The following is a 13,048-nucleotide window of genomic DNA, read 5'->3' as shown; positions in this document are numbered from 1 at the left end:
TTACTTGCCGCCGTACTTTTCCTGCCAGCGCCGCATGAACGCGATCTCGTCATGCTGCGCCTTGATGATGTTGCGCGCGAGTTTCTTGATCTCGGGGTCCTTGCCGTATTTCAACTCCGCCTGAGCCATCTCGATCGCGCCCTGGTGATGCGGAATCATGTGCGCGACGAAATCCCGATCCGCGTCGCCGGTGTATTCGGGGGCGCTCATGTCATGCATCATGCGTTCATCGGCGGCCTTGAAGGCTTGCGTCGATGCGCCCGCGTCCGCATGTGCCGAATCCTGCATATTCATGCCGGGCATGCCCTGATGTTGCGCGTGAGCGGGCAGAGCCGCCGCCGCGAATGCCAAACCGCCGAACACACAGAGAGCGCGCACCGCGCGAAGGTTTTTCATGTTCGATTTCCGTTGTTGAAGAGAGTGGCGACGTGATCCGCGCGATTCTAACGGTCACGTCGGACATCGTGGGGCTTCCCACCGCGGTAAGGTCAAGCGAAGGCAAAGCAATGCACGCCTATAATGAAATGCTACCGGATCACCAATCCAGCATCATTGGCAGCATCACTCACTTGACGAGGCTGACCGTATGTACATCGCGATGAACCGCTTCAAAGTGGCGCCGGGCTCCGAGGACGCCTTCGAGCATCTGTGGACCATGCGCGACACCCATCTGAAAGAGGTGCCGGGCTTCGTGGAATTCCATTTGCTGAAGGGACCGCGCAAGGACGATCACGTGCTCTATTCGAGCCATACGATCTGGCGCGACCACGCGTCGTTCGAGGCATGGACCAGGTCCGACGCGTTTCGCGCCGCGCATCGCAGTGCCGGTAACGAAAGCCGCGTACTGTATCTCGGCCACCCGGAATTCGAAGGCTTCGAGGTCATCCAGACCGTCAAATAGCGCAGCGCTCGCGCGGACATGGCGCATGCGCGTCCGACACCTATCACGCATCACTCATCGAGGAACGAAAACATGAAAGCCGTCAGAATCGGTTCGCCCGCCACCGTCGATAGCCTGCAAGTCGTCGATCTGCCCGATCCCGGTCAGCCCGGGGCCGGGCAGATTCGCGTGCGCATTCGCGCAAGCTCATTGAACTACCACGACTACGGCGTCGTCAGCGGCAATCTGCCGGCCGAAGCGGGCCGCATTCCGATGGCCGATGGCGCGGGCGTCGTCGAAGCGGTCGGTGCGGGCGTGCGCGAGTTCAAGCCCGGCGATCATGTCGTGTCGTGCTTCTTCCCGCACTGGGAAAACGGCTCGCCCGCAGTCGGCGATTTTTCGACCACCCCTGGCGACGGCATCGACGGTTACGCGCGCGAAGCCGTCGTGCTGCCGAGCCGCTACTTCACGCACGCGCCGGCCGGCTATAGCCACGCCGAAGCGGCGACGCTGACCACGGCGGGGCTGACCGCGTGGCGTGCGCTGGTCGTCGATGGTCAGTTGAAGGCGGGCAGCAGCGTGCTGGTGCTCGGCACCGGCGGGGTGTCGATCTTTGGCTTGCAGATGGCGAAGGCGATGGGAGCGTCGGTGATCGCGACGTCGTCGTCGAATGCGAAGCTCGCGAAGCTGCGCGAACTCGGTGCCGACCATACGATCAACTATCGCGACAATCCCGAGTGGGGCAAAGAGGTGCGTCACATCACCAACGGGCGCGGCGTCGATCACGTGATCGAAGTGGGCGGTCCAGGCACGCTGCCGCAGTCGATCACCGCATGCCGCATCGGCGGGCATATCGCATTGATCGGCGTGCTGACAGGCCGCTCGGGTCCGGTGCCGACCGCGCATCTGATGGCGCGGCAACAGCGTCTGCAAGGGCTGATCGTCGGCAGCCGGCAGGATCAGATCGACATGGTGCGCGCGCTGGAGACGACCGGCATCAAGCCGGTGATCGACAGCACGTTCGAGCTGGACAAGCTCGCCGACGCGTTCCGGCACGAGGCATCGGGTGCGCACTTCGGCAAGATTTGCGTGGCGATCTGAGGATGGAATGCTCGCGCGCGGCCCGGCATGGCGCGCGCGACCGTTCTAGCTCAAGAGTGCCTCGCGAGGTCCGCGAAACAGATTCGCGTCGCCTTGCAGGCCTGCGTGAACCCTTCGTCGTAACTCGTGAAAAACACCGTGCGCGTCGTGCCGAGCGATCTGAACAGCTCCGCGAGCACCGTGCGCGCGGACGCGTCGAGTCCGCCGGCAGGTTCGTCGGCGATCAGTACGCGGGTGTCGCCGAGCGCGGCCGCCGTCAGAAACACTTTTTTGCGGCTGCCATACGACATCTGCTCGAAGCGTTTGTCCAGATGCGGCGCGAGGCCGAAGCGTTCGGCGAGCGCGAGCACGTCGTCGGTCAGCACGGTGTGTCGCGCCGACGCGATCTGCCGCAGATAATCGCGGCCGGTCTGATCGGGCCAGCTCATGCTGTCTTCCGGCAAATACGTGAGCAGCGCTTGCGCGGCAGGCGGCGCGGTACGCAGCGAATGGCCGCCGATCCATACGTCGCCGCTATCGGCTTCGAGCGCGCCGGCGAGGATCGCGAGCAACGTCGATTTGCCGCTGCCGGATTCATCGTTTAACGCGACGCAGCCGGACGTCGTGTCGAAGTGCAGTCCTTCGAACAGGACTCGGTCGCTGTAGCGCTTGCTGAGGTTGTCGAATCGAAGCATGGGTTGGCGCGCAAAGGGCGATGTGAACGCGGCGCAGGATTGCGCCGCATTTCGTGCGGGTAATTTCGCGCCAGTGTAGCAGCGTGCACCTGCTTCTTTTGCGCCGTTACGCAGACGGCGACGTCTCCAGCAAAAACTCCACCATCCGATCGCATACGCGTTCGAACATCTGTGTGCCCGTCATGGTCGGGCAGCCGCGCGCGCGTGCCGCTTCGATCAGCGGCGTGAGCGGCGGCTTCGTGACGACATCGCCGACGAAAGTCGTGGCCGGCAAGCGCGCGACGTCGATCGGTAACGGATCGCCCGCGCGCATGCCGAGCGGCGACGCGTTGACGACCACGTCGTACCTGGTCAATTCCAGTTCGGCCGCCGCGCCACGCGCCGTGCCGCGGCCGAGCGCGTTGAGCCGCGCGGTCAGCGAGCCGGTGCGTTCGACGTCGTTGTCGCGCACGTCGAGCGAGCCGACGCCGCTCTGAATCAGCGCATGGCCGATCGCCGAGCCCGCGCCGCCCGCGCCGACCAGCAGCGCGCGTTCGCCCCGCAACTCGCACCCCGCGGCGACGAGCGCCGCGACGAAGCCGGTGCCGTCGAACATGCCGCCATGCCAGCCGCCGTCGGCGTTGCGGCGCAGCGTGTTGACCGCGCCGAGAAACGCGGCTTCTTCGGCGAGCGTCGCGCAATAGCTGGCGGCGCTGAATTTGTGCGGCACCGTGATGATCACGCCGTCGACGTTGCGCATCGGCGCGATGCCCGCGAAAAACGCGGGCAGATCGGCGGGCGCGACGTGCGCGGGCACCACCAGCGCATCCCGGCCGGCCGAACGCAACGCGGCGGTCACACCGGACGGCGAACGCACCTGCGCAATCGGATCGCCGACGATGAAATACACCCGCGTCGCGCCGCTCAGACCCGCGTCGAGCGACGCCGCGAACGAAGAGTTTCCAGCCTGCTGCATAGTCGAATCTCTTGAGATGGGTGCCCGTTCGCATCGTGCCCGATGCGGGGGGCGATGTGTTGCTGTTGTCGAGTGGGTTCAGAAAACTTTGCGTTTTCTCAGTATCACCTGTTCGGCATCGCGATGCAGGAAGCACATCGCAAGACCCCATCGGTGCCTGCCTACCTCGTCACCGACGCGGACGGCCTTTGCAAATACGGTCTCGGCATGGTGCGGCCGGGCGGCAAGGGCCTCGCGCCGTTTCTCGCGGACGGCTATCTGACGCAAGCCGCGACGCTCGACGAACTCGCTGCCAAGCTCCGCATCGACGCGGCCGGTCTCGCCGACAGCGTCGCGCGGATCAACGACTACGCGAAAACCGGCGTCGACCCGGAATTCCAGCGCGGCACGACCGACTATCAGCGCGCCAACGGCGACGCGAACTGGCCCGGCCCAAATCCGTGCCTCGGCCCGATCGTGCGCGCGCCGTTTTACGCGGTGCGGCTCTATCCCGGCGATATCGGCGCCGCGACCGGCCTCGTCGGCGACGACAACGCTCGCGTGCTGAATCGCGACGATCAGCCGATCGGCGGCCTGTACGCATGCGGCAACGACATGCAATCGGTGATGGGCGGTGTCTACCCGGCACCCGGCACCACGCAAGGTCTGCGCGTGATGGTGGCCGAGAAGGCCGACGTGTTCGGCGGCACGAGCGCATGGTCGGGCGGCTGGATGTGGATTCCGCGCAATCCGCTCGCGACGCGCGCGGGCATCGTCGAAGAGTCCGAAGCATCGCGCACCTATCTGCGCAACGAACTGGGCGCCCACTACGACCCCGACAAGGTCGACGCGCTGCTCGATCGTGGTCCGGAAATGATCGAGTTTTTCGAGCGCGAGACGGCGGTGCGTTTTATCGACGGCAATCGTATTCCCGACTTTCATACGACGCCAGGTGCAATGACAGGTGGCCGATCTGTCTGCGCGATGCCGTTCGATGGCCGCGAGCTCGGTTCGCTGATCGAGCGCTTGCGTCCCGCGCTCGACGTGGTGACGCTGAAGGGCATGGCGATCGCGTCGGGCCAGGACCTCGCGCATTTCTTCAATGCGACGCGCTCGCCGCGTTCGGCCGTGCATGTGCTGCGCCGGCTCGCCGCGTTCGCGAGCGACAAGTTGCGCTATGGCCGCTCGATGCATCTGGTCGACGGCAATGCACTGGTCGCGCGTCTGCTGAAATCGGCGCATGACCGCGCGGTCGATTTGCGTACCAACGCGAAAGCGGTTGCTTTGCTGCGCGAAGGCGGCGCCGCGAATGCGCGCATCACTGGAGCGCGCGTCGAGATCGACGGTGTCGCTCACGAGGTGCGCGCCGCGCGCGGCGTCGTGCTCGCATGCGGTGGTTATCCGCATGACGTCGCGCGGCGCGCAAACCTTCGCTTATACGCCGTCGGGTCGCGAGCACTGGTCCGCCGCACCACTGACCAATACCGGCGACGGCATTCGTCTCGGCGAAGCGGTCGGCGCGCATTTCGACGCGTCGCTGGAAACGCCGGCGGCGTGGGCACCGGTGTCGCTGGTGCCGCGCAAGAGCGGCGAGGCCGTCGCGTTTCCGCATCTGATCGAGCGCGCGAAGCCGGGCGTGATCGCGGTCACGCGCGCGGGTCGGCGCTTCGTCAACGAGGCGTCGTCGTATCACGACTTCATCAATGCGCTGATCGGCACGACGCCGAAGGGCGAGGAAGTCTGCGCATGGCTGATCTGCGATCACCGCTTCCAGCGCCGTTACGGGCTCGGTTTTTCGAAGCCGTTGCCGTTCCCGACCGCGCCCGATCGCCGTTCCGGTTATCTGCGGCGCGCGCACAGCCTTGCCGAACTCGCAAGCCAGTGCGGCATCGACCCGCAGGGACTTCAAACGACGGTCGCCGCCTACAACAGCTACGCGAAAGACGGCTTCGATCCGCAGTTTCACAAAGGCTCGACGCCATACAACCGCGTGCAGGGCGATGTACGCCACCAGCCGAACCCCTGCAACGCGCCGCTCGAACGCGGTCCGTTCTATGCGGTGAAGCTGCTGCCCGGCAGCCTCGGCACGTTCGCCGGTCTCGCGACAGATGCCGCCGCGCGCGTGCTCGACGACGCAGGCCAGCCGCTGCCGGGTCTGTACGCGGTCGGCAACGACAGCGCGAGCATGATGGGCGGCTGCTATCCAAGCGGCGGCATCACGCTCGGACCCGCGATGACTTTCGGGTATCTGGCGGGGCTGTCGCTCGCCGGCGCGGCGCAGGCCGATGGTACGGCCCGTGCCGCGCGCACCGAACCCACTCCGAATTCCTCCATCCCGTCACAAGGACGCATCTGATGACTCTCTACGACCTCGTTACGCTCACCGTCAAGATCGACGCCAACGCACAGGTGTTCGAAAACATCCAGGCCCACGGCGACGCACCGGGCTCGAAGCTGCTCGGCTGCTGGTACTCCGATATCGGCACGCTCGGGCAGGTGCTGGTGCTGCGCGGCTTCGATTCCGAAGCGTCGCTGATCGCCGGGCGCAAGCGTATGCTGCTCGAAGGCGATCCGTTCGGCTGCGGCGAATTCATCACCGACGTGAAGATCGACAGCTATGCGCTGTTCCCCTTTCTGCCGCCGATCGAGCCGGCCGTGCACGGCGGTATCTACGAGATGCGCGTGTACGGCACCAAGCTCGCGAGCTTGCAGCGCACGATCGACGCATGGGAAAAGGCGGTGCCCGAGCGAGCGCGGCGCTCGCCGCTCGTCGGCGCGATGTATGCGCTCGACGGCGCCGTGCCGCGCTTCCTGAACATCTGGCCGTACGCGAGCGTCGACGAGCGTTCGCGGATTCGCGCCGAAGCGGTGAAGGACGGCATCTGGCCGCCGAAGGGCGGCCCGGCCCATCTGACGACGATGGAGTCGACGATCTGCGTGCCGGCGCCGTTCTCGCCGCTGCGCTGAACTCGAGGAAACGACATGACCCCGCCCAACTCGCGCGAGCTGTCGCTGTCGGCGTTGACCGTGCTCGAACTGAGCCCGCCGCAGATGGTCGAGTGCGCCGCGCAGGCCGGCTACGACTGCGTCGGCCTGCGCCTCGTGCCCGCCACCGATCACGAAGTGCGCCACGACATCATTAGCCCAGGCGCATTGAAGCGCGAAACGCTCGCGCGCGTGCGCGACACCGGCGTCAAGGTGCTCGACGTCGAAATTCTGCGCCTGAAGCCCGACACCGACGTAAACGCATTTCTGCCGATGCTCGACACCGCCGCCGAACTCGGCGCACGCTACGTGCTGGTCGCGGGCAACGATCCCGACGAAGCGCGCACCGCCGAGCGGCTTGCACGATTGTGCGAACTGGCCGAACCGCGCGGCCTCGCGCCGTCGCTCGAACCGATGCCGTGGACCGACGTGAAGGACGTCACGCAAGGTGCGCGCATCGTGAAGGCGGCCGCGCGACCCAATACCGGGCTGATCGTCGATCCGATTCACTTCGATCGCGCGGGGACGCCGACGGATACGTTGCGCGCGTTGCCGCGCGAGTACTTCGGCTACGTGCAGTTCTGCGACGCGCCGGCCGAACGGCCAGCCGATCTCGACACGTTGCTGCATCAGGCACGTTGCGAGCGCATGATTCCGGGCGAGGGCGGCCTCGATCTCGCCGGCATTCTGCGCGCGCTGCCCGACGATCTGCCGATCAGCCTCGAAGTGCCGATGCAGCAATGGGCGAAAACCGCCTCCGCGCTCGAACGCGCACGCAGGCTGCGCGAGGCGACACTCGCTCTGCTCGAACGGACTTATACGGCGACGCCGTCATCCATCACGTCATGATGTAACCGCAAACCGCAGTTCACCCCCGGCTGGTCCCTTCACGAAAGCCGGAACCGACGCCCGCCGCGCCCTTGAATTCCAATGTGGAATCATGTTCTCATGTGGAATTCGAATCGAATGAGAGTGGATCATGGCAGGGAATCTCGAGCGGGCGCTGGCCATCATCGAATTGCTGGCGAAGCAGGGCGGCAGCATGCAGCTGGCCGCGATCGCCGACACGCTGAACATCCCGCGCAGCGGCACGCATCGGCTGCTCGCGGAGCTGAGCGACGAAGGCTACGTGCGTCAGGATGAGCACGGCGAGTACGTGCTTGCGCTGAAGCTGGTGTCGCTCGGGCTGATGTGGCTGTCCACGGCCGGCGTGCTCGATATTTCGCAGCCCGTGCTGGATCGGCTCGCGAGCGCGTCGGGCGAACTGGCGCGTCTGGGCGTGATCGAGGACGATCACATCACGTTCGTCGGCAAGGCGCAGGGCGCGCGCTCCGGGCTGCGCTACGACCCGGACATGGGCAGCAGTCCGCCGCTGCATTGCACCGCGAGCGGCCAGGCGTGGCTCGCGACCATGAGCGACGAGGAAGCGCTCGAACTCGTGTCGCGCCAGGGCGGCATCGGCAAGGCGGGCCCGCGCGGGCCGAAGGCGCCGAAGACGATCCAGCAGTTTCTGCAGGACCTGGCCAGCGCGCGCAAGCGCGGCTACGGCATCGCGAGCGAAACCTACGAGGCGGGCATGACGTCGATGGCGGCCGCGATCCGCCATCCGGTGACCGGGCTCGTGGTCGGCACCGTCAGCCTCGCGGGGCCGACGAGCCGCCTGCCGGACGCGCGGCTGAAAGAACTTGCTCCGGCGCTGCTTGAAGCCGCGTCGGACATGAGCGCGGCCACCCTCAGCTCGCCGTATTTCAAGCGCACGCCGCGCGTCGCGCGGCCAGTGGCGGTCGTGCGGCCGGTCGAGCCGAAGCGCAAGGGCCGGCCGCGCGCGGCCTGAGCGCTGCCCATCCGAATCCATTCGCGAGTTCCACGATCTGAAGCAGCGGGCAGCGCACCAGTTCGTCCGCCGCTTCGCCAAGCCGGGCAATCCCGTGCGTCGAGCCGTTTGCGCATGCAAATACGGCCATACCAGTCGGCATTTTCTGACGCAAGCGCCCAATTTTGAGACGCACGGTCAAGCCGTGCCCCAAAACTGCGCTAACGTCACACGCGTAGATTGCAGATTGCTTTCGGTTTGAGCCATCGATGCGGCGAGGTCATCGGGCCAACAGGCAGGACGCGGCGGGAGCGAAGATGAGCCTTACGAGCAGGCAAACAGCCGCGCAACGCGGCGGGCGGCTACCGGCGAGGTTCGCGGATAGCCATTTGCAGCATCTCGAGAGTGTGCTCGGCTACGCGACACGCAAGCGCGCGACGCCATCCGGTGAACTCGACCACGTCTATTGGGAGCGGCGCATCCGCGCGCTCGAGGATACGCATCATCTTGTCGAGAGCCAGCGCTCGCGCATTGCGAAGCTGCGCGACATGTTGCGCTAGCAGGCGCAGGCCAGCGTCGCGCGGCGCACGGCGGCCTGAGATGTCGGGGTGGTCCGCGAGGACCGAAGTAGTGCAGTGGAGGAGAGTACCGTCGACGCCGCTCGGCGCCGACGTCAAAAAAGCAGAACCTGAGAGAAAAGCGGCGATGACGCGAACGGGCCCGCAGAGGCCCGTCGCGCATCCGCCCGATATGGCCGCCGGATTCCAAAATCCTGACTTAATCGCGCGCTGTTTTTTCAGATCAATTATGTCTTCCTTAAAACCGCACTTTTCCCAGTAATTCTGACTGATTTTAATTGGGGTGCGGTTAGATATAGACATTGAAAACACGCGCCGCTTTTTACACTGATAAACTGTGCGCCGGAGCCAATGCGGCGATGCCTTTCGCGCCCTCGCCGCATTCCCATTCCGGCGTGCCGAGGGCCGGATAGACGGTACAAATAGGCCTTTTCCGCGAATTTGACAGACGCGTAACCTGGGCATACTGCCTTCGGCAACCGCGGCTCACCGGGACGCACTTCTTGTCGTCCTTCCGGATTGTCCTTTAAGCCACGCGCCCGTGCGGCGCTTCGCCTCAGCCGATTTTCCGCAGACTCCACCTTTGCGCTTTCGACAGGTAATTTTGACAGACAGCTTGAATTCAGTAAGGGCTTGTACAAGTCCTCATTTTGGAAATGACTCATGAAGCCGGGAAATAATTCGCTTGCGAAAAAACGCGCACGCAAAATTGCGTTGGTGGCTGTGGCGGTGCTGATCGCGCTGCTGGTCGGTTGGGGCGGCTGGTATTTCCAGCATCGCGCCGTGCCGCAGGCCCCGGCGCTGAACGGCATTGCGAGCCAGATGCGTCATGATGCATCCGCGTGGACGTATCAGGAGAAAGACGCGTCGACGATGCTGCGCGACATTCACGATGCGAACGTCGCGGCGATCGGCGTGAGTCCCAACGCGATTCTGGTGTCGCTGCGCGACGGCTCGAAGTACTTCGTCACCGATCACAACGCCACCTTCTCGCACGCGCTGCTGCTGGGCGAGCGCTCCGACGCCGCCGCGTATCAGCTCGTGTGGCTGCCCGACGTCGACATCCACAGCGATGGCGCGCGCTGGACGCAACTGTTCGAGCAGTTGCGCGACGTGCTGAGCGTATTGCTGCCGCTCGCGCTGATCGGCGGCATGGCTTGGTTCATGCGGCGCGAGATGAAGGGCGGCGCGACGCTGCTCAGCGAAACGCCGACGCTGCGATTCGACGACGTGATCGGCGCAAACGAAGCGAAGGCCGCGCTCGCCGATATCCGTGGTTACCTGTCCGATCCGAAGCAGTTCTCGTCGCTGGGCGTGCGCGCGCCGTGCGGCATCCTAATGGTCGGTGCGCCCGGCGTCGGCAAGACGCGGCTCGCTCAGGCGCTGGCCGGCGAATGCGGCGCGAACTTCATTTCGATCACCGGCAGCTATTTCAGCGCGAAGTACTACGGCGTCGGCATCCAGAAGGTGCGGCACCTGTTCGAACTCGCGCGCAAGAACGCGCCGACGGTCATCTTCATCGACGAAGCGGACGGTCTCGCGAAACGCACCGATACCGGCGGTGGCCCGGTCGAAGCCGAAAGCAACCGGATCATCAACCAGCTGCTCGCGGAGATGGACGGCTTCGAATCGAACGAGGGCGTGATCGTGGTGGCCGCGACCAACCATCCCGACAATCTCGACGAAGCGTTGCGCCGCCCCGGCCGTTTCGATCGCACGGTGCAGGTGCGTCTGCCAGACCGCGAAGACCGCGCGAAGATTTTCCGTTTCTACGCGCAGCGGCTGAAGTCGAAAGCGGCGGATATCGACTACGACCAGCTCGCGCGTTTGACGACTGGACTGTCGCCGGCCACCGTCGCGATGGTCGTGAATCAGGCGGGGCTGATCGCGCGCAAGGCGGGCGATAACGAAATCGCCGCGAAGCACTTCATGGAAGCGATCAAGATCGCGCGCATCGGCGACGTGAGCGGCGCCGAGCGCGCGCTCACCGAGGACGAGCGCAAGCGCATCGCGGTGCATGAGGCGGGTCACGGTCTGGTCGCCGCGCTGCTGGGCACCGGCGTGCTCGAGGAAGTGACGATCCTGCCGCGCGGCGGCGCGCTCGGCGTCGCGCTGATCACGAAAGCGCAGGACAAGCACCTGTACCGCGAAACGGAGATCCGCAACGAAATCCAGGTGCTGCTCGGCGGACGCAACGCGGAGATTCTGATGTTCTCCGAAGCATCGAGCGGCGCCGCATCGGACTTGCAGGAGGCCTCGCGTATCAGCCTCGACATGGTGTCGAAGTTCGGCTTCAACAGCGACGGCGATCTGTTCAGTCTCGCGGCGCTGCCGTCGCAGTACGCGGGCCTGCAAATGAAGAGCGCAATCGAGCATGCGAACGTGCTGCTCAAGGAGCTCAACGAACTTTGCTACGGGCTGTTGCACGCGTACGAGCCGGTACTGCGCGACATTTCAGAGCAGTTGCTCGAGCATGAGACCGTGCCCGGCGATACCGTCTATCGGCTCATTGCCGAGCACAAGAGCACGTTGAAGATCGTGCATGAGCCCGCGGCGGCTTGACGGTCGCTTCGAAGCGCTACGCGAAGTGGGACGGTCCCGGATCGGGCACGCCCGGCGGCGCATCGGTATCACCTGACGGGTCGCCGCCCCCTGGGCCGGATTTGTTCGGGTCGGGATCGGGGGTCTCGCCTTTTTTCGGCAGAGGCTGGTCGAGGCCCGGTTCGACCGGAGTGGGGAGTGCATCGCCGATGGGCTTCGAGACCTCGGCGGGTGGACTGCCGGGATCGTCGTCCGCCGGGCGATCAGGCTCGCTCGGGGAGTTCGCGGTGTTCGACACGATCCTCTCCAGTTGCTGAAGATAAGCCCTCGGACAGCAATGCGCGTGCCACGGTCCGTGGCGGATGTTTGAAGCAGGCGCGCTTCTATCGTTTGGCCGGTTCGGTCCCGCGCAGTGCCTCAGGTGAGGGGCGGCCGGATGGTGAGGCCGAATGATGGCGTGATCCGCGTAGGCGCAAAATCGGCGCCTCGATCAGCCGCCACGAGAGCAACGCGATGCCTAGCGAAATCGCAAACGATGCGACGATGCCAAGCATATGTGCCCACATCGGCACGGTGCCGCCGAACAACGCTTCGGCGTGACGGTTGCGCGTCAGATCGGGGATCAGGTTGTGATACAGATAAAAGCCGTAACTGATGCGCCCAAGACCGGCGAGCCAACGCGTCTGCAGCAGACCCATCACGGCAGCATTTCGGCAACACGCAATCGAAGCCACTAGCGCCGCGATACCGATCCCGTACATTGCGCTGATCGCGGTAAGCAGCAACGGATCGTCGAGCGTGCTCCATCGCGGTTCGGCCGCGCACAAACCGATCACGACGAGACTCAGCGCGAACAGCGTCAGGCCATGACCGAGCCAGGCACGCACGCGGCCGCGATCGTCCGCGATCACCAAGCCACCGATACCACCTAACGCGAGCAGCCAGACATTGTTCAACGGGTGCGTATAGATCGTGATCTCATCCCAATGCGCGGCACGCATCGCGAACAACCCAGCAAGGCCGAGCGCCACGATCGCCCAACATGCCGCTCGATGTCGCCGCGCGGCAAGCAGCAGCAAAAGCGGCGCAACCACGAGATAGAACTGCTCCTCGATCGCGAGGCTCCACAAGTGCGAATAGCGGCCCGGCCAGTAGCGCAGCACCGAGCCGATCCAGAAGTTGGACAGATACGCAAAGTGAAACGGCATGCCGCTCGCGAGTTCCGGATTCGCGAGGCCGAATGCCATCAACCCGCACATCACGACGAGCATCAGGTAATAGATCGGAAAGATGCGCACCGTACGACGAAACAGAAAGCGTGCGAGTTCGACGCCGAAACGGCTGTCGCCCGATTCGATGCGCGCGCGTTGCGACGACAGGATGCCGATGATCAGAAAGCCGCTCAGCGCGAAGAAGATCCACACGCCGAGATGCCCGATCTCGCCGATGCCGCCGAATAGACGATGCTGCAGAAACACCATGAGCACGGCGATCGCGCGCAGCCCATCGAATCCGGCAATTCTGTTTTTCATAAACCTCTAT

12 protein-coding genes and 1 pseudogene are annotated in these 13,048 nt (G+C 64.9%); 8 read left to right on the top strand and 5 right to left on the bottom strand.

Translation table 11 applies throughout. The features are described 5' to 3' along the window. Positions 1 to 396, bottom strand: a complete 396-nt coding sequence (locus tag AB3X86_RS17070; RefSeq protein WP_368596858.1) for a DUF305 domain-containing protein — start codon at positions 394 to 396, stop codon at positions 1 to 3. Positions 397 to 586: 190 nt separating this feature from the next. On the opposite strand from AB3X86_RS17070, the gene AB3X86_RS17065 reads away from it, so the two are divergent. Continuing rightward, on the top strand, positions 587 to 901 hold the full coding sequence (locus AB3X86_RS17065) for an antibiotic biosynthesis monooxygenase (protein ID WP_368596857.1): 315 nt from the start codon (positions 587 to 589) through the stop codon (positions 899 to 901). A 72-nt stretch (positions 902 to 973) separates the two neighbouring features. Continuing rightward, positions 974 to 1,981: an NAD(P)-dependent alcohol dehydrogenase gene (locus AB3X86_RS17060; protein WP_368596856.1), complete on the top strand. Its 1,008-nt coding sequence runs from the start codon at positions 974 to 976 to the stop codon at positions 1,979 to 1,981. 50 nt (positions 1,982 to 2,031) lie between these two features. Here the strand turns inward: AB3X86_RS17060 and AB3X86_RS17055 are convergent, their stop codons facing one another. Both AB3X86_RS17055 and AB3X86_RS17050 read right to left on the bottom strand, forming a co-directional pair. Continuing rightward, positions 2,032 to 2,655, bottom strand: a complete 624-nt coding sequence (locus AB3X86_RS17055; RefSeq protein ID WP_368596855.1) for an ATP-binding cassette domain-containing protein — start codon at positions 2,653 to 2,655, stop codon at positions 2,032 to 2,034. Between the two features lie 106 nt (positions 2,656 to 2,761). Further along, entirely contained in the window at positions 2,762 to 3,610 is an 849-nt protein-coding gene (locus tag AB3X86_RS17050) for a shikimate dehydrogenase (protein WP_368596854.1), read from the bottom strand. 102 nt (positions 3,611 to 3,712) lie between these two features. On the opposite strand from AB3X86_RS17050, the pseudogene AB3X86_RS17045 reads away from it, so the two are divergent. The 6 genes and pseudogenes from AB3X86_RS17045 to AB3X86_RS17020 all read left to right on the top strand — a co-directional run. Continuing rightward, a pseudogene (locus AB3X86_RS17045) lies at positions 3,713 to 5,945 on the top strand (FAD-dependent oxidoreductase); the annotation flags it as partial. Then, on the top strand, positions 5,945 to 6,556 hold the full coding sequence (locus tag AB3X86_RS17040) for an NIPSNAP family protein (RefSeq protein ID WP_368596853.1): 612 nt from the start codon (positions 5,945 to 5,947) through the stop codon (positions 6,554 to 6,556). The pseudogene AB3X86_RS17045 and the gene AB3X86_RS17040, both read left to right, overlap by 1 nt. A 15-nt stretch (positions 6,557 to 6,571) precedes the next feature. Next, entirely contained in the window at positions 6,572 to 7,423 is an 852-nt protein-coding gene (locus tag AB3X86_RS17035; protein ID WP_368596852.1) for a sugar phosphate isomerase/epimerase family protein, read from the top strand. Between the two features lie 130 nt (positions 7,424 to 7,553). Next, positions 7,554 to 8,408 carry an IclR family transcriptional regulator gene (locus AB3X86_RS17030; RefSeq protein ID WP_368596851.1) on the top strand — a complete coding sequence of 285 codons (855 nt, stop codon included), beginning with the start codon at positions 7,554 to 7,556 and terminating at the stop codon, positions 8,406 to 8,408. 296 nt (positions 8,409 to 8,704) lie between these two features. Further along, positions 8,705 to 8,947 carry a hypothetical protein gene (locus tag AB3X86_RS17025; protein ID WP_368596850.1) on the top strand — a complete coding sequence of 81 codons (243 nt, stop codon included), beginning with the start codon at positions 8,705 to 8,707 and terminating at the stop codon, positions 8,945 to 8,947. A gap of 681 nt (positions 8,948 to 9,628) precedes the next feature. Further along, a complete protein-coding gene (locus AB3X86_RS17020; RefSeq protein WP_368596849.1) occupies positions 9,629 to 11,527 on the top strand; it encodes an ATP-dependent metallopeptidase FtsH/Yme1/Tma family protein in 1,899 nt (632 codons plus the stop codon). A 16-nt stretch (positions 11,528 to 11,543) separates the two neighbouring features. Here AB3X86_RS17020 and AB3X86_RS17015 read toward each other — a convergent pair whose 3' ends face one another. After that, positions 11,544 to 11,804, bottom strand: coding sequence for a hypothetical protein (locus AB3X86_RS17015; RefSeq protein WP_368596848.1), 261 nt, complete (start codon positions 11,802 to 11,804; stop codon positions 11,544 to 11,546). Positions 11,805 to 11,889: 85 nt separating this feature from the next. Beyond that, positions 11,890 to 13,038, bottom strand: a complete 1,149-nt coding sequence (locus AB3X86_RS17010; RefSeq protein WP_368596847.1) for an acyltransferase family protein — start codon at positions 13,036 to 13,038, stop codon at positions 11,890 to 11,892. Positions 13,039 to 13,048 lie beyond the last annotated feature (10 nt).

Origin of the sequence: Paraburkholderia sp. BR14374, from assembly GCF_040948685.1 — a bacterium.
Classification (GTDB): Bacteria; Pseudomonadota; Gammaproteobacteria; order Burkholderiales; family Burkholderiaceae; genus Paraburkholderia; species Paraburkholderia youngii.
Note: the sequence above shows the minus strand (reverse complement) of the source record. Positions and strands in the feature narration are given on the sequence as shown.